Annotated in this window: 19 protein-coding genes; 10 read left to right on the top strand and 9 right to left on the bottom strand. The window is 32.6% G+C overall.

Annotated elements, in window-relative coordinates:
* Positions 1-113: 113 nt before the first annotated feature.
* From FLAK523_RS12705 to FLAK523_RS12685, 5 genes are all read right to left on the bottom strand, one after another.
* On the bottom strand, positions 114-644 hold the full coding sequence (locus FLAK523_RS12705; RefSeq protein WP_248904035.1) for a mechanosensitive ion channel family protein: 531 nt from the start codon (positions 642-644) through the stop codon (positions 114-116).
* Positions 645-655: 11 nt separating this feature from the next.
* Complete coding sequence (locus tag FLAK523_RS12700) at positions 656-1,240, bottom strand: Maf-like protein (protein WP_248904019.1); 585 nt, start codon at positions 1,238-1,240, stop codon at positions 656-658.
* A complete protein-coding gene (locus FLAK523_RS12695; protein WP_248904017.1) occupies positions 1,233-2,159 on the bottom strand; it encodes a geranylgeranylglycerol-phosphate geranylgeranyltransferase in 927 nt (308 codons plus the stop codon). Before FLAK523_RS12695 ends, FLAK523_RS12700 begins: the two co-directional genes overlap by 8 nt.
* A 127-nt stretch (positions 2,160-2,286) precedes the next feature.
* On the bottom strand, positions 2,287-2,814 hold the full coding sequence (locus tag FLAK523_RS12690) for an HAD family hydrolase (RefSeq protein WP_248904015.1): 528 nt from the start codon (positions 2,812-2,814) through the stop codon (positions 2,287-2,289).
* Positions 2,798-3,571, bottom strand: coding sequence for a Rossmann-like and DUF2520 domain-containing protein (locus FLAK523_RS12685; RefSeq protein WP_248904013.1), 774 nt, complete (start codon positions 3,569-3,571; stop codon positions 2,798-2,800). Before FLAK523_RS12685 ends, FLAK523_RS12690 begins: the two co-directional genes overlap by 17 nt.
* Before the next feature lie 199 nt (positions 3,572-3,770).
* Between FLAK523_RS12685 and ccsA the strand changes: the two genes are divergently transcribed.
* The 5 genes from ccsA (at position 3,771) to FLAK523_RS12660 (ending at position 16,148) form a co-directional block, all read left to right on the top strand.
* A complete protein-coding gene (gene ccsA, locus FLAK523_RS12680) occupies positions 3,771-6,962 on the top strand; it encodes a cytochrome c biogenesis protein CcsA (protein ID WP_248904011.1) in 3,192 nt (1,063 codons plus the stop codon).
* A gap of 226 nt (positions 6,963-7,188) precedes the next feature.
* Positions 7,189-7,662, top strand: coding sequence for a T9SS type A sorting domain-containing protein (locus tag FLAK523_RS12675; protein WP_248904002.1), 474 nt, complete (start codon positions 7,189-7,191; stop codon positions 7,660-7,662).
* Positions 7,663-7,946: 284 nt separating this feature from the next.
* Positions 7,947-12,350 (top strand): hypothetical protein, encoded by a 4,404-nt coding sequence (locus FLAK523_RS12670; RefSeq protein ID WP_248904000.1) that lies wholly within the window; start codon positions 7,947-7,949, stop codon positions 12,348-12,350.
* A gap of 89 nt (positions 12,351-12,439) precedes the next feature.
* Positions 12,440-13,024 carry a hypothetical protein gene (locus tag FLAK523_RS12665; RefSeq protein ID WP_248903997.1) on the top strand — a complete coding sequence of 195 codons (585 nt, stop codon included), beginning with the start codon at positions 12,440-12,442 and terminating at the stop codon, positions 13,022-13,024.
* A 55-nt stretch (positions 13,025-13,079) separates the two neighbouring features.
* Entirely contained in the window at positions 13,080-16,148 is a 3,069-nt protein-coding gene (locus tag FLAK523_RS12660) for a BspA family leucine-rich repeat surface protein (RefSeq protein ID WP_248903995.1), read from the top strand.
* 379 nt (positions 16,149-16,527) lie between these two features.
* On the opposite strand, the gene FLAK523_RS12655 is transcribed toward FLAK523_RS12660, so the two are convergent.
* The 4 genes from FLAK523_RS12655 to FLAK523_RS12640 all read right to left on the bottom strand — a co-directional run bounded on the left by FLAK523_RS12655 (position 16,528) and on the right by FLAK523_RS12640 (position 19,861).
* The gene (locus FLAK523_RS12655) at positions 16,528-17,472 is read right to left on the bottom strand and encodes a tRNA-dihydrouridine synthase (protein WP_248903992.1); all 945 of its coding nucleotides are present in this window, start codon (positions 17,470-17,472) and stop codon (positions 16,528-16,530) included.
* Positions 17,473-17,647: 175 nt separating this feature from the next.
* Entirely contained in the window at positions 17,648-18,169 is a 522-nt protein-coding gene (locus tag FLAK523_RS12650) for a CAP domain-containing protein (RefSeq protein ID WP_248903990.1), read from the bottom strand.
* Between the two features lie 376 nt (positions 18,170-18,545).
* Positions 18,546-19,331: an anti-sigma factor gene (locus FLAK523_RS12645; protein ID WP_248903988.1), complete on the bottom strand. Its 786-nt coding sequence runs from the start codon at positions 19,329-19,331 to the stop codon at positions 18,546-18,548.
* Positions 19,331-19,861, bottom strand: a complete 531-nt coding sequence (locus tag FLAK523_RS12640) for an RNA polymerase sigma factor (protein WP_248903986.1) — start codon at positions 19,859-19,861, stop codon at positions 19,331-19,333. Before FLAK523_RS12640 ends, FLAK523_RS12645 begins: the two co-directional genes overlap by 1 nt.
* Before the next feature lie 231 nt (positions 19,862-20,092).
* Here FLAK523_RS12640 and FLAK523_RS12635 point away from each other — a divergent pair, with 231 nt between their 5' ends.
* The 5 genes from FLAK523_RS12635 to FLAK523_RS12615 all read left to right on the top strand — a co-directional run bounded on the left by FLAK523_RS12635 (position 20,093) and on the right by FLAK523_RS12615 (position 25,751).
* A complete protein-coding gene (locus FLAK523_RS12635) occupies positions 20,093-20,743 on the top strand; it encodes a DUF4331 family protein (protein WP_248903984.1) in 651 nt (216 codons plus the stop codon).
* 29 nt (positions 20,744-20,772) lie between these two features.
* Positions 20,773-21,372, top strand: coding sequence for a DUF4331 family protein (locus tag FLAK523_RS12630; RefSeq protein ID WP_248903983.1), 600 nt, complete (start codon positions 20,773-20,775; stop codon positions 21,370-21,372).
* A 132-nt stretch (positions 21,373-21,504) separates the two neighbouring features.
* Complete coding sequence (locus FLAK523_RS12625) at positions 21,505-22,800, top strand: hypothetical protein (protein ID WP_248903981.1); 1,296 nt, start codon at positions 21,505-21,507, stop codon at positions 22,798-22,800.
* Positions 22,801-22,807: 7 nt separating this feature from the next.
* Complete coding sequence (locus FLAK523_RS12620) at positions 22,808-25,021, top strand: TonB-dependent receptor (protein ID WP_248903978.1); 2,214 nt, start codon at positions 22,808-22,810, stop codon at positions 25,019-25,021.
* 142 nt (positions 25,022-25,163) lie between these two features.
* A complete protein-coding gene (locus FLAK523_RS12615) occupies positions 25,164-25,751 on the top strand; it encodes a glutathione peroxidase (protein ID WP_248903976.1) in 588 nt (195 codons plus the stop codon).
* Positions 25,752-25,811: the final 60 nt, after the last annotated feature.

Here is a 25,811-nt window from a genome sequence, read left to right as displayed (position 1 = left end):
TTTTTTGAACAGTTATATGTTATGTTTTTTTTGTTATTTTTTATATAATTACGGTTTTAAAACTTTCAATTTAGAATATAATAATACGACATTTAATTTTTAATTAAAAAACACTAGTCAATAAATTCTTTATCATCAAAATGAATTTTCAGGATAGAAATCCCTTTTTGGAAAAGAAGATTATTAGGGTAAATAATCGTTTCTCCATCCTTTGTTATTAATGAAACATGGAAAGCTCGTATATCTTCAATTTCTGCTTCAATAGGGAAATCTTTGTCATGAATACGGATGACATCCCCAATTTTAAAGGGAAAAGAAAAAAACAGGATAATCCCAGAAGTAATGTTACTCAGTATGGACCATTGGGCAAACATCGCTACACCTACTACTGTGGAAATTGAAGAAACAGTGATAAAAATATCTTTAGTCTGTACTCCCCAGATGATTATTAAAGAAATTAAAGCTAGAATTGTAATTAATAAATGGATGTATTTTACAACCAGATTTGTACGGTGCTCAATGATATGAGTTGATTTTGCAAATCGTCTTACTAATTTTGAAACAATAATTCTCAATGAAATAACTAAAAACAGTAGTATTCCAGTTCCTATTACCTCTTTTGTAAAATTTTCTAAAAAGTTCATGTCTTTTAGTTTTAAGCTAATTTACTCAAATATTCGTATACTTTATCCACAGGCATCCCCATAACATTTGCATAAGAGCCTTCAATTTTAGCAACACCTATAAAACCTATCCATTCTTGAATACCATAAGCTCCCGCTTTATCAAATGGTTTGTAGTTTTCAATGTAATATAAGATGGCTTCATCACTTAATTCGTTAAAAGTAACTTTGGTCGTTTCACATAAAAGGTCTGTTTTTGTATTGGTTTTAAAACAAACGGATGTGATTACATCGTGAGTAGCATTCGATAATGATTTTAATATTTCAAAAGCATTTTGTTCATCTTTTGGTTTACCCAATGCTTTATCATTAAACCAAACTATAGTGTCACTAGTGACAAGGATTTCATTGTCTTGCAATTCCCCTTCAAAAGCACTTGCTTTCAATATAGCCAGATAGTTCGTGATTTCTGCTCCTTTTAATTCTGAGGGGAAAATTTCCTCGATTTCTTTTAGTCGAATTTCAAAATCCAAGTCTAGATCCTTAAAGAATTGTTGTCTTCTTGGTGATCCTGAAGCCAAGATAAGTTTGTATTGTTTTAATTTATTTTTAAGCATTGTGTTTTATATTTAAGGTAAGAATAAGCACTGAGATAATTCCGAAAAGGAGTACCCATTTTAGAAGTAAACTCAATGTGTGAAAATCTTCTTTTGTTTTAGCAGTCCATATTTTTATACAAAAATAAATTAAGGGTGCTACGACAAATAGAAAAGCGTAAAATGTGATGATTAATAAATCATTGGAAATAAAATATTTGTTGATGTATATCAATATGGAAAATATTGGAATCAATCCCAAAGCAAAAACTAGTTTTGTAGTTTTTGACACTCCTAAAACGATGGGTAACGTTTTCATTTCCTGACTTAAGTCTCCTTTTATATCTTCTAAATCTTTTACGATTTCCCGAATAAAATTAATCATAAAAGCAAATAGGGCATAATCAAAAAGAATCGAAAACAAATTAGCCATTTGCCTTTGATTCTCTTCATTAATGGCTGGATATATATCAAAAAAACCAATTATAATCACGCTGAAAGCAAGTAATAAAGCTACAATAACATTCCCAACAATCATAATTTGTTTCAAGCTGGTAGCATATAAGTATAAGGAAGCTGCAATCAATATGAAAAGGGAGGCAAAACCTGGTTTTGATATTGCATTCGATAAATAAAAACCAATTGCGACACCGCTAATGTTTAATACTGCGTAAATATTGTATGCGGTTGTTTCAGATATTTTTTTGCCTACTATTACATTATTTGGTTTGTTCTCTGTATCTGTTCCCTGGTCAAAAATATTATTTATTACATAACCGGCTGCTGCCAGTAAAACAGTGCTTAAAACTAATAAACTATATTGCCAGTCAGAGAGTGCTAAATTAATATTTTGCATTTTCAAAAAACCATATCTAAACAGCAATTGCATAAAAGCAAGCATCAGCAGGTTTTGGTAACGAATGAGTTTTAAAAAAATCATTTATGGGTTGTAAGTTATGAGTTATGCCCTTCGACTACGCTCAGGGTGACATTAGTTATGAATTATGAGTTATGGGTTAGATATTGAGAATATATAACCTTAAACTTTAAACTTTTAAACCCTTAACTTAATCAAGTTTTCCGTCAAAATGTGCCATCCATTTTCCTTGTACTTTCATCACTTGTTCGATTACATCGCGAGCAGCTCCTTTTCCTCCTTTTACGTGAGAAATATAAGTTGAAATGGCTTTAATTTCAGGACTTGCGTCTTGTGGACAAGTAGGTAAGCCCACTAATTTCATAACATGATAATCAGGAATATCATCTCCCATATATAACACTTGTTCTGGTTTTATATTATACAAATCAGTATATTCATCAAAAGTATCAACCTTATTAGGTGTCCCTAAATGAATATCAGTTATTCCAAGATTTCTCAAACGAACACGTACACCTTCATTGCTTCCTCCTGAAATAATACATACGTTATAACCGCTTTCCACGGCTGCTTTCATAGCATAACCGTCACGAATATTCATAGTTCTAAGAATTTCTCCTTCAGTAGTAACAAATACGGAACTGTCTGTAAGCACGCCGTCAACATCAAATATAAAAGTGGTGATGTCGTTCATTATTTCTTTATAACTTTTTGCCATTATGTTGTATTGATTGTGTTAGTATTTTATAAATAGTGGATTGATTTTCATTTGACAAAAACGCCTGATGCGCTTCAATTGTTTTGGTGTCATTTCGTTTTGCAGGCCCTGTTTGTGCCTTTTCAGGCGAAAGTACCATTATTTTTTGAGCTGTTTCTACTATTAAAGGTTTTAGAATCTCAAAAGGTACTTGATGTTCGTTACAAATTTCTTCGCCTATTTTGTATAAATGATTAGTAAAATTATTAACGAAAACGGCTGCAACATGCAATGCCTTTCTTTGTTCAGTACGTATTTCAAATACAGCATCCGAAATAGATTTAGCCACTTCTACGATAATTGCATAATCATTCTCCAATTTTGTTTCTAAGCAAATTGGAATTGTTTTAAAATCGACTGCTTTGTTTTTTGTAAAAGTTTGTAAAGGGTAAAAAACGCCTTTCCTGTTTTTGTTATCCAAAGCTTCTAAAGCAACTGTACCAGAAGTATGAACTACAAGTCTATTAGTAAAGGGGAGTTGGGTAGATACTTCGGAAATAGCATCGTCAGAAACTGCTAGAATGTACAAATCAGCTTCTTCTAATGTATTTAAATCATCCGTTATTTTGCTTGAATCTAGAACATTACCAAGTATATCTTTGTTTCTAGAAAAAACCTGGGTCAATACAATAGTTGAATTCAGATTTTCAATATTACTGAAAGCTCTAATCAAGTGTTGGGCTACATTTCCTGAGCCTATTATTGTTACTTTAATCATTCGACAAAATTAAAAAAAAAAGCGTTGTCTTTATAGCTTTATACAGGAATGATTTCGATTCAATGCCGCAAATAGTTTTATATGGTTTTAGAAGGTAAGGAAAGCTTATTTTTTGTGTTAAATTAACAAAAAAGCGAATATACAAGTCAACAATTTTAAGTACTTTTGTCGCACTTTTATAAAACGTAATTCCTTACAAATGAATAAAAATATATTTTCAATTTTGTTTTCCACACGATTAATGGCTGTTCTTTTTCTGACTTTTGCAATTGCAATGGGAGCAGGAACTTTTATAGAGAGCAAGTATAACACTGATACAGCACGAATTCTGGTTTATAACTCTTGGTGGTTTGAAGTGATAATGGTATTTTTTATGATCAATTTTATTGGGAATATAAAACGATACCAATTATTCAAAAAAGAAAAATGGGCTACATTATTACTCCATTTGGCTTTTGTTTTTATTCTTTTGGGTGCATTTGTAACACGATACATTAGTTTCGAAGGGATGATGCCTATTCGTGAAGGAGCTGCCGAAAATCAATTTTATTCGGATAAAACCTTTTTGACAATCTTTGTGGATGGAGAATATAAGGGTGAAATGAAACGTAGGGTTTTTGAGAAAAAAGTTTTGCTTTCCCCTGTTACCAATAATAATTTTTCTATTTCTGACCAATTTGCCGATACTAAATTTGAAGTGAGCTATGAAAATTTCATTATGGGCGCCAAAGAAACAGTTAAGGCGGATAATAATGGTATTCTATATTTAAAACTGGTTGAAGCAGGAGACGGAGGGCGTGAGGAACATTTTCTTAAGGAAGGGGAAGTTCAGAATATCCACAACACTTTATTTGCTCTAAATATCCCAACTGAAGGAGCCATAAATATTACAACGACAGGAAATGCTTATACAATTCAAACTCCATTTGAAGGAAATTTTATGCGAATGGCAGATAAATTTCAAGGAGAGGTTACTAAGGATAATGTACAACCTTTAATGATGCGTTCGCTTTACAGTATTGGAGAAATGCGATTTGTATTTCCAGATCCTGCTGTAAAAGGAGTTATTGCTTATGAATCAAAAAATGATTTTAAAGCTAAAAACAACGAAGACGCTTTAGTTGTTAAAGTTAAAGCCGAAGGTCAGGAAAAAGAAGTAACCGTTTTAGGTTCTAAAGGTAGAACGGGAGAGCCACAAACAGTAAAAATTGGTAAAATAGAATATACTTTTTTCTACGGTAGTAAGGCTTATGTTTTGCCTTTTAAAATAAAATTGAACGATTTCATTGCTTCAAAATATCCTGGAACTGAAAAAAGCTACTCTTCTTTTGAAAGCCAGGTTACGGTTCAAGACCCTATTAAACCTTTTGACGCCCGAATATATATGAATAACGTTTTGGACCACGATGGATACCGTTTCTTCCAGTCTTCATTTGATCCAGATGAAAAAGGAACTGTGTTATCTGTTAATCACGATTTTTGGGGTACATGGATAACTTATTTCGGATATTTCATGTTGTTTTTCGCTATGACAGCCATATTGTTTACTAAGCATTCTCGTTTTGCTGATATAAAAAGAAAATTGGAAGTGGTAAAAACTAAAAAAGCGAAACTATTGACAATTTTAGTATTGTTATTAAGTTTTCAAGGTTTTTCTCAAACTCATGATCACGCACATGATAAAGACGGTGGGCATGCAGATCACAAGGAAAGTAGTTCGCATATTAGAATTGCACCTACGGAGAAACAACTGGATTCTTTATTGAATAAATTTAAAGTTAAGGAAGCACATGCGGCTAAATTTGGTAGACTGGTTGTTCAGGATGCTGGCGGACGTATGAAGCCAATAAATACATTCTCATCTGAATTGTTGCGTAAAGTAAGCCACAGCAATACTTTTAAAGGAATGAATTCAGATCAGGTATTTTTATCGATGTCTCAATATGCTAAATACTGGATAGAAGTACCTTTGATTTACATCAAAAAAGAAAATGACAGCATTCGCAAAATTATCGGAATAGATTCGAAGGCTGAATACGCTCCTTTTATCGCCTTTTTTGATGAAAAAGGAAATTATAAATTGTCACCTTATTTAGACGATGCTTATAAAGCAGCGAATCCTAATAACTTTGAGAAGGGTTTTATTGAAACTGATAAGAAAGTAAACTTAATGGAAGCGGCTTTAAGTGGTAGTATCTTAAAGATTTTCCCAATTCCTAATGACCCAAACAACAAATGGATTTCTTACCTAGAGTTAGAACATTCAGGTTTGAAAGGAATGGATTCTACTTATACTAAAAGCATTTTACCTCTATATTTTGGGACTTTAAACAATGCTTCTCAAACTAATGATTATACTAATGCCGATGAATTATTAGGAAGCATTAATGGTTTTCAGAAAAAGTTTGGAAGTAAAGTAAGACCAAGTGAAGAAAAGATAACTGCTGAGGTGTTGTATAATAAATATGATGTTTTTCAAAAACTTCCGTATTGGTATATTTTTGCTTCTATTCTAATGTTGACTTTTACAATATTAAGAATTTTCAAAGAGCGAAAAGCATTAGCTATAGCCGTTAATACAATGCATGTTATAATAGGATTATTATTTGTTTTGCATACAGTAGGGCTTATTGCTCGATGGTATATTTCAGGACATGCGCCATGGAGTAATGCCTATGAATCTATTATTTATATTTCCTGGGCGACTATGTTTTTTGGTTTAGCATTCGATATTAAATCTAAACTGACTGTGGCTTCTTCCGCATTTGTAACAGCTATGATTCTTTGGGCAGCATACCAAAACTGGATTGATCCTGAAATTGCTAATTTACAGCCGGTATTGAATTCTTATTGGTTAATGATTCACGTTGCTATTATTGTGGCTAGTTATGGACCATTTGCATTGGGTATGATATTAGGATTTGTTTCCTTGTTATTAATCTTTTTCACTAATGACAAGAACAAAGCTACAATGGATTTAAATCTAAAAGAGATAACTTACATCAATGAGATGGCTTTAACCGTTGGATTGATTATGTTGTCTATAGGGAACTTTTTAGGAGGGCAATGGGCCAATGAAAGTTGGGGACGTTATTGGGGTTGGGACCCAAAAGAAACTTGGGCTTTAATCAGTATTATGGTTTATGCATTTGTGATTCATGCACGTTTTGTTCCTTCTTTAAGAGGGAAGTGGACTTTTAACTTGATGAGTATGTTCGCTTTTATTTCGATTTTATTTACCTATTATGGAGTAAACTTTCACTTAGTTGGTTTACACTCTTATGCAAGTGGTGAAGCTCATTCTTTAGACTGGATTTGGTATTCTCTAGGAACAATATCTTTTATAGGAGCGATAACGTATCCTAAATATAGAAAGTATTATAAAAAATAAATTATTTATAAAATATGTAAAAGGCTCAACCTCAACGGTTGAGCCTTTTTTGTTTTGTAGGAATTACTGTTTTATTTATGAATTATTAAATAAGAATTTAGCTGCTAATATTATAAAAAAACGTGTTTAAACGAATTTTTTTGTATTTACTCGATGTTTATTGAATTTTTTAATAAATTAACTTTTGCTTATTAGAATATTTTAATATTAATTAAATATGAGTCACATGAAATATTTGTTGTTATTTTTTTCTGCTACTTTCTATGGTCAAGTTTTGCATCATCAGATGTTGTCTTCACAAGGAGATACAAAGGTGCTGTCTAATGGGGTAGTTGTAAGGCAAACAATAGGTCAGCAAAGTATAATTGGGAATTCGAAAAGCAATAAATATTTTATTAACCAAGGATTTCAGCAAAGCGTTTGGAATGACTATATTTCTTCTAATGTTGTAGATTTTATTTCTACTAAAACGTACCCCAATCCATTTACAAATACTATTAACTTTCATTTTTCTAAACCTATTACTGAACCAATAATGATCTATGTTTATGATGTTAGCGGACGTTTAGTTTTTGAAGGAAAGAAAAATGCAATTGATACAGTACTCAGTGTTGATTTATCAAATTTACCGACATCACAATATTTAGTTAGCTTAAATTCAGATACATTCACTTACTATACTCAAATTATAAAACTATGATAAAAAACTACTCTTTATTTACTTTTATTATACAACGTTACATTCTTTTTTATCAAGAAATAGATGTTTGTTTTTCTGAAAATCCCCCTAAGTATATTTTTAATAAACTTAATTCTCAACTTGACTTTAGCTGTCAATCTAGAATAGTCACTTTCTGCTAAATTGTTTTAACGATGTGTGAGATAGATTTAATCTAGTGCACTAATACTACTTTGTTAAAAAACAATATTTTATATCTATCAATTATTAATAAAAGTTCATATTCAATACTAATTCGTTTCATTATGAAAAAAATAATTATCTTATTACTACTTTTTGCAGCAACTAAAAATGTTGCGCAAACCAATGGAATTACTTATCAAGCAGTAATTATGAATACACAGGGAAGTCAATACTCTAGTGTAACTAATTCCAATGGCCCTTTAGTTAAAAAAAATATTTGTTTGGTATTCAAATTCATTGATGAATTTTCAAATGTTGAATATCAGGAAACAGTTCAAACTAAAACCGATCAATTTGGGATGGTTAATTTAATAATTGGTTTTGGTACACAAACTAGTGGTTATGCTGATTCTTTTAAATCCGTAGTTTGGAATACCTCAAATAAAAGTTTGGTTGTAGGAATAAATACAAATGGTGATTGTTCGAACTTTACGGAGATTAGTAATGAGCCTTTCAATTATGTTCCTTTTGCTTTTTCAGCTTTAAATGCCGAGAATGTTACAGGTATTGTACCCATAGAAAATGGAGGTACAAATGCGATTAACATTTCGGGTGCAAAAATTAATCTGGGTATAGGAAATGTAGATAACATTTCCGATGTTAATAAGCCGGTTTCTATTGCGTCAAAAGCAGCTTTAGATTTGAAAGTGGATAAAGAAACAGGCAAAAGGTTGTCAACTGAGGATTTTTCAACATTGGAGAAAACTAAGTTAACAGCAATAACAGGTACCAATACCGGAGATCAAGATTTAAGTGATTTTGCTACTAATACTAACTTAGCGTTAAAAGCGAATATTGCTTCGCCAACTTTTACTGGAACAGTTTCAGGAATTGACAAAACAATGGTTGGATTAACAAATGTAGATAATACTACAGATGCTAATAAACCAGTTTCGACAGCGACACAAACGGCTTTGGATATAAAAGTCGACAAAGTAACTGGCAAAGGATTATCAACCGAGGATTATTCGACAGCAGAAAAAACTAAGTTAACAGCAATAACAGGTACCAATACCGGAGACCAAGATTTGAGTGATTTTGCTACCAATACTAACTTAGCGTTAAAAGCGAATATTGCTTCGCCAACTTTTACTGGAACAGTTTCAGGAATTGACAAAACAATGGTTGGATTAACAAATGTAGATAATACTACAGATGCTAATAAACCAGTTTCGACAGCGACACAAACGGCTTTGGATATAAAAGTCGACAAAGTAACTGGCAAAGGATTATCAACCGAGGATTATTCGACAGCAGAAAAAACTAAGTTAACAGCAATAACAGGTACCAATACCGGAGACCAAGATTTGAGTAGTTTTGCTACCAATACTAACTTAGCGTTAAAAGCGAATATTGCTTCGCCAACTTTTACTGGAACAGTTTCAGGAATTGACAAAACAATGGTTGGATTAACAAATGTAGATAATACTACAGATGCTAATAAACCAGTTTCAACAGCGACACAAACGGCTTTGGATATAAAAGTCGACAAAGTAACTGGCAAAGGATTATCAACCGAGGATTATTCTACAACAGAAAAAACTAAGTTAGCAGCAATAACAGGTACCAATACCGGAGACCAAGATTTGAGTAGTTTTGCTACCAATACTAACTTAGCACTAAAAGCGAATGTTGCTTCACCTACGTTTACTGGAACAGTATCAGGAATAACGGGAACGATGGTTGGGTTATCTAATGTAGATAATACTACGGATGTTAATAAACCAGTTTCAACAGCTACACAAACGTCATTAGATTTAAAAGCTAACTTAGCTTCGCCAACTTTTACTGGAACAGTTTCAGGAATTGACAAAACAATGGTTGGATTATCTAATGTAGATAATACTACAGATGCTAATAAACCAGTTTCGACAGCGACACAAACGGCTTTGGATATAAAAGTAGACAAAGTAACAGGCAAGGGATTATCAACCGAGGATTATTCTACAACAGAAAAAACGAAGTTAGCAGCAATATCAGGTACCAATACCGGAGACCAAGATTTGAGTAGTTTTGCTACTAGTACTGATTTAGATTTAAAAGCAAATATAGTTTCACCAATATTTACTGGAATCCCAATTGCACCTACAGCAAGCTCTTCAACTTCTTCGACTCAAATTGCTACAACTGAATATGTAACAACTGCAATTTCAACCTCAGGCGCCAATTTTTTACCATTGACAGGCGGGACATTGACTGGGACATTGAAGGGAACATATGGGGATTTTTCTTCTAATTTTAGAGTTTCTTCTTTAACTTTAGCAGGAAGTAGTATTTGGGAATTTGGAATAAATGGCACTGGATTATCATTGGTTCAAGGAGGCTGTTGTGGGAGATTAACAATTGATGGGGAAGGTAGATTTGGAATAGGTGCCAATTATACTCCTTCATATCAATTAGACGTTGAAGGTGATGGGCGTTTTACGAGTTCGGTTACTGCATTTTCGTTTATTAAATCTGGAGGAACATCTTCACAGTTTTTAAAAGCAGACGGAAGTATTGACTCCAATACTTATTTAACTAGTAGCGGAAATGCTGAAAATGTGACAGGGATTGTTGCCATTGCTAACGGTGGAACAGGTTCTGCTACTCAAAGTTTTGTGGATTTAACTACTAATCAAGCTATTGATGGAAGAAAATGGTTTAACTCGGATATTTTTGTTAATTCCATTCGTATTGGAAACGGTGCGGGGACAGTTAGTTCTAATTTAGCAATTGGTCAAGAGAGTCTTGCTTTAAATACAACTGGTTCAGTAAACATAGCAATTGGTTCTTTTGCTTTATATAAAAATTCTACTGCATATGGAAATTCTGCAGTTGGATATGAAGCATTAAGAGAAAATACAACTGGTATTTTCAATACTGCTAAAGGGGTGTATTCTTTAAGAGCAAATACAACGGGTAGTCATAATACTTCTTACGGGGGTCATTCTTTAATGTATAATACAATTGGTAATAATAATACGGCTAATGGATACGGTTCATTAAGTAATAATACTACTGGAAGTAATAATGTAGCTATTGGGAGGAATGCTTTACAAACGATTACAGCTGGTAATTCTAATACAGCATTAGGATATTACGCAGATGTCTCATCAAATAGTCTAAATAATTCCACTGCTATTGGAAATGGTGCAATAGTAGATGCAAGTAATAAAATACAATTAGGTAACTCTAGTATAACATCTGTAACAACTACAGGTCAATTAACCACAGGTGCAGTCACTTATCCTAACACGAATGGTACAAACGGACAAGTTTTAACAACCGATGGTAGTGGAATTGCGAGCTGGGCACCGGGCTCAACCGTTTCTTCCTTAAATGATCTAACAGATGCTAAAAACCAGGGAGCTGAGTTTACGGGAAGTTTGTTAATCGGTCATAAAACTACAGGAGTATTAAGCGGTGCTGTTTATAATACAGCAGTGGGTATAGAGACTATGAAAAGTATCACAAATGGTTTTCATAATACATCTTTGGGAAGTCAGGCTTTGAGAGACAATACAGGGGGGTCAAGAAACACGGCAATTGGAAGTGTAACACTGCTAACAAATAACGGTTATGATAATACCGCAACAGGATATACCAGTTTACAGAATAATACGACTGGTTCTTATAACACTGGAATTGGATCTGAAGCTATGAACTCAAACACAACGGGTAATAACAATACGGCTATAGGAGGTTTTTCGATGAAGTATAATACTCAAGGAAGTAATAATACTGGTGTGGGAATCTATAGTTTATTTTTAAACACTACCGGAGGTGGAAATACAGCTGTCGGACAAAGTTCTTTGATCTCAAATACAATTGGTGGGTATAACACTGGATTAGGAGTACAATCCCTTGAGCAAAATGTGAATGGTCAATCAAACACGGCAATAGGAGTTGCTGCAATAGACAGAAATACTGCAGGATCAAATAATGCTGTATTGGGTGCATTTGCTGGAAGATATATTCAAGATGGAGCGACATACAATACCATTATTAATAATTCAGTGCTAATTGGGGCCAATACAAGACCAAAGGCTGATAACGGGGCTAATGAAATTGTGATTGGTAGTTCTGCCATTGGTAAAGGATCCAATACGGTTCAGCTGGGTAATACTAGTGTCGTTTCTGTAAACACAAGTGGTAAGTTGGTTGCAGGAGCAATAACCTATCCAAATACAGATGGTACGAATGGCCAGGTGTTAACTACAAATGGTAGCGGAACGGCAAGCTGGTTATCCGTTAGTATTACAGAAGTGGCTTATGAAGCCTTGGCAACTACCAATAGCCAAACAGTATTTACTTTAGCAAATACACCATCTGCCAATAGTAAAGTTAAAATGTATATAAACGGTATACGAATCAGTAATACAGCCTATTCAGTAAGTGGTTTAGCCGTTAGTTATAATGCTGCTAATAATGGTTCATATAACCTGACAATAGGAGATAGAATTCAATTGGATTACTATTATTAATAGTAAATGAAGTCAATTTATAAGCAGTATTAGCAAGGTTTACATAACTCATATAAATTATGTAAACCCTGACTCAAAATTAAAAAAGGATGAAAAAGAAAGCACTAAAAATTATACGATTGTTAGGAATTAATACAATCCTAGTATTGCTACTGGCTTTAAATAGTGGTTCAGCGTATGCTCAGCCTGTAAACCCATTTATTACAACATGGCAAACGGATGCTAGTAAAATAGTGCAAATTCCATTAACAGGGAGTGGATATGACTTTACTATTGACTGGGGTGACGGATTTTCTGAAACCAAAACAGGCTCGCCTGGCACCATCAGCCGTACATATGCTACAGCAGGAACCTATACAGTAACGATAACACCTAATACTGCAAACGGTTTTCCGAGAATTTTCCTTAACAGTTTTGCAAACAAGGCAAATTTAATGACCATAAGTCAATGGGGAGGTGCCAAATGGACATCTATGGACAGGGCTTTTAGTGGAGCAAGTGCATTAAGTATAACGGCTACCGATGTTCCTGATCTTTCTTTGGTCACTAGTTTTTTTAGCATGTTTTATGGATGTACCAATTTGACAAACCCTGGAGGGTCAATGAATAATTGGGTTTTTACAACAGATGTAACTAAATCAATCACTTTTGAAGGCATGTTTTGGTCATGTTAGTCACTCTTTCTACATTTCAAGTTGGAATGTAGAAAGAGTGACTAACATGAAGGATATGTTCAAATCTATAAATGCGTTCAATCAGGATATCAGTGGGTGGGACGTTTCTAATGTGACAAATATGTCTTTTATGTTTGCGTACAGTCCTACTTATAATCAACCTCTTAACGCTTGGGGTAGTAAGACAAGTAAGGTAACTACTATGCATGAGATGTTCAGAGGTGCTGCATTATTCAATCAAGATTTGAGTAGTTGGGATGTATCCAAAGTGACTACAATGTTTGCGATGTTTTACGGAGCTACAAATTTTAACCAAGATTTAAGTTCTTGGAATGTATCAAGTGTCGTTAATATGCAATTTATGTTTTTTTCAGCAAATGCTTTTAACGGTAATATAACAAACTGGAATGTTTCCAATGTTACCAATATGTTAGGAATGTTTCAAAATGCTACAAACTTTAACCAAAATATTGGAGTTTGGAATGTTTCTAATGTGACTACTATGTCAAGTATGTTTAACGCAGCCTCTAATTTTAACCAAGATATAAGTGGTTGGAATGTTAGCAATGTTACCACCATGGCCAATATGTTTCAATCTGCCAATTCTTTTAACCAAAATATTGGTATTTGGAATGTAGGCAATGTTACTACTATGGCAAGTATGTTTCTATCTAATACAAAATTCAATCAAAATATAAGTGGGTGGAATGTTATTAAGGTAACAAACATGGCTAACATGTTTGCATACGCATCAGTTTTCAATCAACCCCTGAATGGTTGGGGTACAAAAACAGGGAGTGTAACAAATATGCAGGAAATGTTCCGACAGGCAATTTTGTTCAATCAGGATATCAATAGTTGGGATGTGTCTAAGGTAACAACCACCGTTTTGATGTTTTATCTTGCCAATAATTTTAATCAAAATTTAAACTTTTGGGATGTTTCTAATTTAGTAAATCCAAGTAGGATGTTTGAAGGGAATACGGCTTTTAACGGTAACATAAGCAACTGGAATTTCACGTCAGACCTTGCAAAAACGGTTAATATGTCTAGTATGTTTAATGGGGCCACTGCCTTTAATCAAAATATTGGAAACTGGAATATGAAAAGGGTAAATAATATATCGACTATGTTTCAAAATGCCACTAAATTCAATCAAAATATTGGCAGTTGGGATATTTCATCAGCAACATTGGCTGGAAATTTTCTTTCAGGAGGGAAACTATCTCGTAATAACTATGATGCCTTGCTTCTTGGATGGTCAAGCTTAGATCCAGGAGAAACATCAATCCCTTCTAGTCTAACCATTCACTTTGGTACAAGTAAATATTCAAACGAACCCAATATAGTTGCGGCTCGTGCGTACCTTACAGACACGAAAGGCTGGACGATTACCGATGGTGACATGGAAAGTGACTTGACGGCCCCAATTATTACTACTAGAGCTCTTGCGTCGAACAACAGCACGTTTAGTGTTACTTTCAGTAAGCGAGTTTATAATACAGCCTTTGGAACTGGTAATCTTACAGTGAGTAGTTTTGCTTTTTCTTTAACGGGCGGTGTAGCAACATTATCATCAACAACACCTATCAGTCTTAGTACTACAGACAACATTACATTCACACTGGGTATTGGATTTTCTGTCCCTGCAAACGGAACAGAAACCATCACCATTAGTCCTGTAGTAGCTTCTATATTCGATTTTGCAGGAAACGAAGCTACTGTTGTTCAATCTAACAACACGGCTAATTTATATGATTTAACTCCAGCAATAATTACAGGACCTAGTTCTTCAACCGGTTCTACAAGTAGTATATCTTTGCCTGAAAACAAGACTCCTGTTTTTACTTTTACAGCCAACGAAGCAGTCACATGGAGTTTAGGAACTAGCGGCGATTGGAATAAATTTTCTATCAATAGTTCAGGAATTGTTTCCTTTATATCAGCACCAGATTTTGAAACACCAAACAGCATAAATAGCAGTAATATTTATGTATTAGATGTTAAGGCCACGGATGCTACTGGAAATATTAGTACACAAAACTTAACAATTACTGTAACAGATGTTGCGCCAGCTACATTAAGTAATTTTAATTCAATTGTAAAAACAAGTTTTGAAAGCCCATTTAACCTAACTGCTCCTACAACAAACAGTACAGGGGCAATTATTTATACAAGCAGTAATCCCTCGGTAGCAACAATTAGCGGTACAACAGTAAACTATGTAGGTTCTGGTGTTAGCACCATTACAGCAAGTCAAGCTTATGATGAAGATTATGACAACCAGATCATTTCAGCCATTCTGACTATTACCAGTGTTAGTGTGGTAACAAAAAACGGTCAGATAACCGGAACAAACCCAACTTTTGTAAATAAAAATGGTGCCATAAATACTAATTTTGGAATTAATAAAAATGGTGAATCTAAACAAATTAATAGTTCCGATTTAGCTCCTGGAATATTCCTTCATTTAGATGCCAGTAATATAACTAGTTATTCAGGTTCTGGCACTGCTTGGAATGATTTAAGTGGTAATGGTAATAATGGAACCCTAAAAAACGGTGTTAGTTATAGTAGTTCAAACAACGGATTTTTAATTTTTGACGGTACAAATGATTATGTTGTAACAGATACCAATTTAGACCTTTCTAGTACTGATAAACTTACCATTCAACTCATTTTAAAAACGGCATCTACTGCTACAGCAATGGTTTTAGAACATAGCGTTGATTGGAATAGTAATAATGCGTTTGGCATTCTTTCAACAAGCAATAAAATGCAAATTACAGATCATAATCAAAATTATAATGTATACAATTCAGTTGCTGCTATAAATGATAATAATTGGCATCTTTTATCAACAACTATGGATAGAAGTTTAGGTGCTAACGATCAATCTTTAATTTATATTGATGGTAACGCTCCAAATAAGGTAAACGTCCCTGGACTTAATAGTGACAACAACGGAAATTTCACGAGTCATAAACTGTATTTGTCTTCTAGAGCTGGCTCTGCTCATTTTTATAGCGGAAACATTGCTCAAGTATTAATTTATAAAAGAGTACTTACTGCCGATGAAATTCTACAAAATTTTAATGCAGTGAAAATAAAATATGGTCTTTAAAATTTATGATCATTGATGTTTTAATACTTATTAAAAATAAACTAATTTATAATTGGTGTTTTTAGCACTAGTATTTTTCAATATATGATTGACTCAAATACAAGAAATGATTTTGGTGGTATATGGACTGCTAACGGTGATTATTCTTATATGAATTAAAAAAACACTCAAACCGATGTTACTCTTAACGCAAAATTTGAAACGTGCACCAATAATGACGGTAGTATTGAAGAGAGAATGCCATAGTATTCTAATTGTAATGCGTGAGTTAATGGGTGTTGCCTAATCCAGGTATTATTTGGTATTGGGTTCGATAATACTTATTTAATAGAAAAGGTTCAACTTTACTGTTGAACCTTTTTTATGTAAATATTTTCTATTACCCCGCTTTAATAATTTCTTTTACGGTTGCCTCATAATTCCTAATACTTTTTGCCTTTTTTATATTTTTTGCCACTTTGTGTGGATTGGAAAATATAGCAGAAAAGTATTCCCATAAATGGTGCATTTTCAAAAGTATGTGAGTAGACCCAGATAGCGACTCACTATACCCTTCATATAAGGTTTCATGAAAAGCACTGAATAATTCCATTTTATTTGAGGGATATTCAGAAGTATTGTTTTTAATCATACTGGGTAAAAAAGGATCAGCAATTAAACCTCTGCCTATCATCCAATGGTCGATGGTAGGAAAACGTTCCTGCATTTCATTAAACTTGGTTACTGTTGTAATGTCTCCATTGTAATACAGTTTAAGTTTTGTGTTTTCTACACATTCTTGAAACGCATCTAAATTCACTCCTCCTTTATACAATTGCTTACCAATACGTGCATGTATAGCAACATTCTTAACTGGGTAGGACTCTATGATGGGTAAGGTTTTTAGGATTTCCTCACAGTTTTCATAACCCAAACGCATTTTCATAGAAACAATTATATCCGACTCAGAATGTACTTTGTCCAGTATTTGATTGATTTTTTCAGTGTTGCTAATAAGACCAGATCCCATTCCGCATTTTGTTACCATTGGATAAGGGCATCCTAAGTTCCAGTTTAATTCTTTATAACCAAGCTCTTGAACATATTTGGCCACAAATAGAAACTCATCTGCGTCGTTTGTAATTATTTGTGGTATTACTTCTAAACCAATATTGTTTTCAGGTAGAATATCACGTTGATAAGAGGGCTTAATAACCAACTTCCCGTTTAACCGAATGTAGGGAGAATAAAAAGTATCTATACCGCCAAAATATTTGTTTTGGGCATTTCTAAAACGAAAGTCGGTAAATCCCTGTAAAGGGGATGAAAGTAAAGTATGGTCCATGAAATTTATAAAAGTGCAAATATATGACACTTTATACCGTTATGGTTTTCAATAAGAAATAATGTTATTACTTAATTAAAGGGTATTAACGTCTGAAAATAATATTAAGTCTGTTTTCACAATCTTAGTTTTTACGGAGTTCAACCACTTCGTGTTTTTCAAGAACCAACATAAATTATATTTTGGCAAAAATATTAGTATAATATTTACTTCCAGTTGCGGGATCAGTTTTTATGGAAATTCCAAAATGTGTAAAATTACCCTCAATGTTTGCTTTGTGAGTAGGACTGTTCAACCAACCTGATAAAACATCTTTTGGAGTTTTAAAGTTAAACGCTATATTTTCACCTACAGTTTTAGCTCCTAGAACTAGTTTTATGTTTTCTGAGCGGGAATTAAAATCATTATGATTAAAAACAGTATTAGTGATCATATAATCGTTATGTTCTTCAGATTTAAATGAAATATGTGAAGTTTTTTCCAATTGATTTAATCCAATACTAACTCTATAATCATTTATTAATTTTAAAGTTTCTAATTCAGCTAAACTATATGAAAAGGGTTTTGATATTTCAGATTTAGCAACTAAATTGGAATTTAAAGAAGTTTCAGATTCTTTATTTGTGTCAGTTGAGCAAGAATTCAAAGATAATAATAGTGAAATAAGTGCAAATGCACTAAGAAAATGTGTTTTCAAAAAAGATGGTTTAATGTTAAAATGGTTTTGGTTTAGCGTCTTTATAAAAATAAAATCAATGATTTATATTTTTGCCAAACCTACTCACTTTCACGTTATTAGAAACAAAATAATCGATGAAATACACAAAATTTGATAGAAAAGAAGACAATTCTTTCTTATGGTATTTTTTATTATAGTATTTGTTTTATTAAAATATATTTTTTCTATTTCTCAATCCGATTATTATGATTTCCATTTGAACAATTATTTATTTAAAACCTTTTTAGAACCTATATATTATTTAATAAAAGAAATGTTGATAGGATAAAAAAACCAGACTTCCGAATGAAAGTCTGGTTTTGAAATGAATAAAGATTTATAATTTTAGTAGAAACTATACTTTTCCTAAAGTATACAATTGCTCCATAGTAGGAGTTAAACTTCCTCCGGCAGGTTCAAGTGTAATTCCAAAAGCTTCAGCATCTCCAGTACTGTTTACAGCAAAAAAACGTTGATTATTTTCATCAAAATCATCAAGTAAACCAATACTTGTAGGAGATAAAGGATTTAGTTTTAATGCCCAAACTTGATACACCATTCCTTCCGGAGGCTCAGGTAATCCAGCTGCATCAACATAAACTACTTTGGTTTCTTTATTCCAATATATTTTTGCAGATGACCCTGGAGCAACAGCTTGACCACCAAGTGAAACTACCGTATTTTTAACATCTCTAACCACCGCTAAACTAGTTTCAATAGCTTTATTTTGAAGTTCTAAAATTTGAAGTTCTTTCTCTATTTTAATCTTTTCATTTTCTGTATTTGTTATTTGATTGCTTGTTAGATTCAATTGTTTGTATTGGTAACCTATTCCTATCATTAGGAGTACAGCTGCTGCCCAGCCAATATACTGTGACCAATTTCCAGTAGGTTTCATTTCAATCACTTTAGCGTGTTTTAATTCTAGTTTAGCCTTGATTTTTTCATAATTAGCCACTGAATGAAATGGGGAGAAGCTAGAAGATAATGCTATAATTGATTTTTCAATTGCAATGATTTCATCATTAATTTCAGTACTGTTTTTTGCCATAGTGGCCACTTCTTCGCTTTCGGTTTCACTAAGTAAACCATAAACGTAAAGTTCTAATATACCAGAGTCTATATATTCTTTATTTTCCATTATACTTTCAAATAAGTTCTTAAATCATTAATACAATTTCTATTGTGAGTTTTAACAGTTCCCAAAGGAATATCCAACTCTTCCGAAGCTTCTTGTTGGGTATACCCTTTAAAAAACAATAGATCTATTATCTGAATACATTTTGGTTTCAATCTTTTTACAAATTCCTGAATACCAATGGTATCCATTTTATTTACTAGTTTGTTACTGTCTTCTAATAGATTTACGAAATTATCCGAAGAAAGGTTTTTTTGGCTATTATTAAAATTTTTGGATCTTAATTTATCTATTGAAGTATTTCTGGCAATATTTAGAATCCAAGTATAAAACCTGCCTTTGCTTTCGTTATAAGAATCAATGTTTTTCCAGATTTTCACAAAAACGTCTTGAAGTACATCTTCAGCTTCTTCTCTATTTCTTACCAGAACATTAATAACAGAAAACAAACTTTTGGAATACATATCATAGAGATGTGTAAAGGCTCTTTCGTCTTTTTTGTATATCAACACTAATAGTTCTTCTTGAGTCATAATGTGTATTTTTTGCAATTACAAACTTATACAAACTTATTCATATTTAAATTTATTTATTGAATATCCCAGTTATATAAATAAAAATTAAAAATAAAACTGTTTTTTATTACGTGTTAAGTGCTTGAAAAACAAGTGTTTGAAAATTATTTTTATTTTTTCAGCAATTTTTTAAAACCAAATCGTAAACATTCCCGTAAATGCTTTTATAACCTTTTAAATTATAACAAAATGAAAAAAACAAAAATGATTTTAGGCCTATCGCTAGTGGCGGTTTCGGGTTTGATTTTAGTAGCAGCGGATCACGTAGATGCTCCATCGGTAACTGGTAATGCAGCAGACATTACTGATATGTATGCTTTTCAAGGACAAGACACTAATAATTTAGTGTTTGCGGTAAACACTCAAGGCTTATTAAGTCCTGGTGCAACAGGAGCGGCTTCCTTTAATGAAAATGTAATGATTGAAATTAACATTGATAATACTGGGGATAATGTTGAAGACTTAGTTATCCAAGCAATAAGAAAAGGAGATAAGATGTATTTCTTTGGACCTTATGCTCCAGCATCAAAAGGAACTTCAAGTACTATTAAGATTAGTGAAGCTTCTGGAAGTGTAGCAATTTCTAAATACGGAGTAGCACCAACAATTGCTACAGAAAACGGAATGAAGTTTTTCGCAGGTCCAAGAGACGATCCATTTTTCTTTGACTTAGGACAATTCCAAAAAATATTAGGCGGCACAGCTGCAGGATTTAATAATCCAGGGACAGATACTTTTGCTGGAACAAATGTTCTTGCTGTGGTGGTTGAAGTTCCTAAAGCTAAATTAGGTACAGCATCTACTTTAAATGTATGGTCTGAAACAAAGAAAAAACAATAATTATTATTTAGTATTAAAAAACAGATATTATGAAACGACAAATTCACGAATTCCGAAAAAAAATAAATAAAAACACAATGAGTAAATCAAACAAATTTAAAATTATAGCTGTGTCACTAGTTTGTGCAGTAGCTTCAGTAAGTTGTAATAACGACGACGACAATAATCCAATGGCAAGTGCTGATTTTTCAGGAACTTACGTACAACAAGATCAAATGGCCAGACCAGCAATTAATACTGTTTTTATTGCTTCAGGACAACCTAAGGACGATTTTAATGCTACTATTCCATCAGCAATGGGAGCTAAATACCAAGGTGTTTTTCAATCTAGATTATTAGCTTTAAATTCTGGCTTTACTACAAATGCATTAGGACAAACAGCTTTACAATTCACTGGATTGTTAGCAACAGATGTTTTGAATGTAAAAACTTCAGGGAAGACAACATTTTTTGACGGAGCAAACGTGCTTACCGGAAGAGCTTTGGCTGATGATGTTATTGATGTAGAATTGCTATTAATCTTTGGGGGACCCACTGGAGGTTCAAATCCAGGGCTTACTTCTGATAATGTAAACGCAAATGACAAAGCATTCACAACTGGTTTCCCATACTTAGCAGCAGCTTGGTAATAAATAATTAAAAAAAACAGGGTGCCTATTTTAAAAGCACTCTGTTTTTTTTAACAAACAAACAAACAAACAAACAAACAAACAAACAAACAAACAAACAAACAAACAAACAAACAAACAAAAAACTAGATTATGAAACAGTATAAAATAATTCCGTTACTGGTTTTTACTATTGTATTTATTTTCGGTTGCGAAACGAAAACAAAACAGATAACAAACGCATCAGATTACGATCAATATATAAATGTTAAAGGGAATAAATCGTTGGATTTTGCCAATGAAGAGATTATTTTTTGGCAAACAAAATATGATATGGCTCCTAATCAATCAAGTTATTTAGGGATTATTGCTTCTAAATATGCAACACTTTTTGAATATACTGGAAATATTGATTATTTATATAAAACAGAAGAATTGTTAACACAGTCTAATGAAGAAAACAATTATTCAAAAGTTGCTACGCTTTGTTCATTAGGAAGGAACTTCATAGCGCAACACCGTTTTAAAGAAGCACTTATTTTGGCTAATAAAGCACTTGTGATAGGTGAGGGGAAAAATGAAACTCAAAAATTATTATTTGACGTTGAAATGGAATTAGGAGATTTTTCGGCAGCAGAAAAGAACTTAAAGGCATTAAAAGATATGAAAGATTATGATTATCTAATTCGATTAGCTAAATGGAATGATCATATAGGGGATTTAGAAACAGCCATAGGTTTTATGGAAAAAGCAAGAGACATTGCTGAAAAAGAAGATAATAAAGTATTGAAAATATGGTCGTACTCTAATCTTGGAGATTTCTATGGTCATGCAGGAAGAGTACAAGATTCTTATGACAATTACTTAAAAACATTAAAATTAGATCCCAATTATTCCTATGCATTAAAAGGAATTGCTTGGATAGTATTTTCTTATGAAAGAAATACGAAAGAAGCAAAGAGAATTGTCGAAGCTATTGAAGTTACACATAATACCCCAGATTTCTTTTTATTGAAATCTCAAATCGCACAATTTGAAGGTAATGATAAAGAGGCTGCCAAAAATGAAAAGGCTTATTTCTTGATGCTAAAAGAAAATAATTATGGTGCGATGTATAATAAATACAACACATTGATTTATGCAGATGAAAAAGAAAATGCTGCAAAAGCCCTTGAAATTGCTAAAATTGAAGTGGATCATAGGCCTACTCCAGATTCATATGATTTATTGGCTTGGTCTTATTTAAATGTTGGACAGCATAAAAAAGCGTTAGAAATTGCCAAAGCGCATGTGATAGGAAAATCTTTCGAACCAAAAGTACAATATCATTTGGCTATGATTTATAAAGCGAATAACGAGATGGAAAAAGTAGAACCTATAAAGAAAGAATTACTTTCCAGTATCTATGAATTGGGACCAAATTTCGAGAAAAAGGTAAATCAATTATAAAATTCACATGAGATATTTTTTAACAATTCTACTGTCCATTATTGGATTAGTATCGTACAGTCAAGTCCAAAAAGGTATGGTTGTAGATGAATTTGGGAACGCTATTGAGAACGCTTATTTGGTAAATACAAAATCGGATAGTCATTCTCATACTAATGAATTAGGGATGTTTAGCATTGATAAAACGATTTTAGGAGATGTTATAAAAACAAATGCTCTAGGGTATAAAAAAATAAATTATACTATTGCTATGTCTGAAATTAGAATCGTATTGGAAGATGATATTTTTAGATTGAATGAAATTGTAATTCAGCAAAAACTTTCAGCGATGAATGTCATTTCAAAAATTGATTTGCAAACTACTCCAGTGAATTCTTCCCAAGAAATTCTTAGAAAAGTGCCAGGATTATTCATAGGGCAACATGCTGGTGGAGGTAAAGCGGAACAAATATTTTTGAGAGGTTTTGATATAGATCACGGTACTGATATTGCCATTTCAGTAGATGGAATGCCAGTGAATATGGTTTCTCACGCTCATGGTCAAGGTTATGCCGATTTACATTTTGTAATTCCCGAAACAGTAGAAAAAATAGATTTTGGAAAAGGCACGTATTATGCTGACAAAGGGGATTTTGCGACAGCAGGATACGTAGCCTTCCAAACTAAAGAAAAATTAAATAAGAGTAGTATCAGTGTTGAAGCTGGACAATTCAATACGGTAAGAACGGTAGGTTTATTTGACTTATTGGGTAAACAAAAAAAACAAAGTGCTTATATAGCTACAGAATATATTCTAACTAACGGTCCATTTGATTCTCCTCAAAATTTTAACAGGGTTAATCTTTTAGGTAAATATTCAGCAATATTAGACGATAATAGTAAATTTTCTATTTCTGTCTCTCGTTTTTCCAGTAAGTGGGATGCTTCTGGTCAAATACCACAACGATTGGTGGATAATGGAACTATTTCTAGATTTGGCTCCGTTGATGATACGGAAGGTGGAAATACTTCGAGAACGAATTTAAATGCTACTTTAAGTAAACCTATAGACGAGAATACTTTTTTGAAAACGAATATTTTTTACTCTAAGTATGAATTTGAATTGTATTCTATTTTTACTTTTTTCTTAGAAGATCCTATTAATGGAGACCAAATTAGACAAAAAGAGAATAGAACTATTTATGGAATGAACGTAGAGTTAAACAAGAAAATAAAAAATAGTGATTGGGATGTATTGTTTCAATTAGGAAGTGGTTTTCGTGCTGATGCAACTAAGGATACAGAGCTTTCCCATACTTTAAACAGAAATACTACACTGGAGAGAATTAAATTGGGCGATATTGATGAGTTCAATGGTTTTACATATTTAAATTCTGAAATAAAATGGGGTAAATTATTGATTAATCCTGCTGTTCGTTTCGATTATTTTAAATTCAATTACCAAGATAAATTGGCTTTAAGTTATAAAACACAATCAGAAATGGAAGTGAAAGTTTCACCAAAGTTGAATTTTATCTACGCCCAAAATAATGATTTACAATTTTTTATAAAATCAGGGATGGGTTTTCATTCTAATGACACTAGAGTTGTGGTTCAAAATAATGGAAAACAAATTCTACCTACTGCAATTGGTACTGATATTGGTACGATTTGGAAACCATTTCCAAAATTAATTGTGAATTCCGCTTTATGGTATTTGTATTTAGAGCAAGAATTTGTTTACGTGGGAGATGCTGGAATTATAGAGCCCAGCGGCAAATCAAAACGTATGGGAATCGATTTTGGATTGCGCTATCAGTTAAATGATTATTTGTATTTTGATGCGGATGCTAATTATACTTATGCAAGAAGCATAGACGAGCCCAATGGTCAAAATTATATTCCACTTGCTCCTGATTTTACGTCTACTGGAGGATTGAGTTTTCAAAATTGGAAAGGAATATCAGGAGGGTTACGTTACCGATATTTAAAAAATCGTCCAGCTAACGAAGATAATTCCATAGTTGCAAAGGGATATGCTATCGCTGATTTCAATATAAATTACACTTATAAGAGTGTCAATTTTGGGATTTCAATGGAAAATATATTGAACACTAAATGGAATGAAACCCAGTTTGCTACCGAATCAAGATTGCAAAATGAACCAAATAGTGTAGAAGAAATTCATTTTACCCCTGGGACACCTTTTTTTATGAAAGGAAAAATTACATATTCATTTTAATAATAGAATTTGTTTGTTTTGTTGGAAAACCTAGCGTTTTTGTTTGGCGCTAGGTTATTTTTTAACACTTGTTCATTATTAATTAAAAGTTAATACGGAGTATTGTTATACCAATTTGTTTAATTTTATAAAAAATTTAAATATGAAAAACCTATTATTTCTAGCTTGTGCAGCGCTATTTCTTTTTAGTTGCAAGAATGAAGCTCAAAACAAAAAAGCAGATAAAAACAAAACTGAAATGGTTATGGCAAAACAAAATATCTACCAGTTTAAGGTAGAAGATTTATCAGGGGATACTTTTGATTTTGCATCCTTGAAAGGTAAAAAAGTAATGATTGTTAATACAGCTTCAAAATGCGGACTAACTCCACAATACAAAGACCTAGAAGCAATATATAAAGAATACAAGGATAAAGGATTTGTAATTGTTGGTTTTCCAGCTAATAATTTTGCATCGCAAGAACCTGGAACTAATGAAGAAATTGCTACTTTTTGTCAACAAAATTATGGAGTATCCTTTCCTATGATGGATAAAGTATCTGTGAAAGGTGATGATATGTGTGAGATATATCAGTTTTTAACTCAAAAAAGCAAAAATGGGGTAGAAGATTCAGAGGTAAAATGGAATTTTCAAAAATACCTTATTAATGAAAAGGGAGAATTAGATAAAGTAATTGCACCTAAAACTTTACCAACAGACCCAGAAGTTATAAACTGGATTAAGGCATAGTTTGATTACAATTTTTTATTTTCTTATATGAAATTTATAAAACCCGAATTCCACTAATTT

The organism is Flavobacterium sp. K5-23 (assembly GCF_023278045.1).
Taxonomy (GTDB): domain Bacteria; phylum Bacteroidota; class Bacteroidia; order Flavobacteriales; family Flavobacteriaceae; genus Flavobacterium.
The sequence above is the reverse complement of the archived record's forward strand: the minus strand, read 5'-3'. Positions and strand labels throughout refer to the sequence as shown.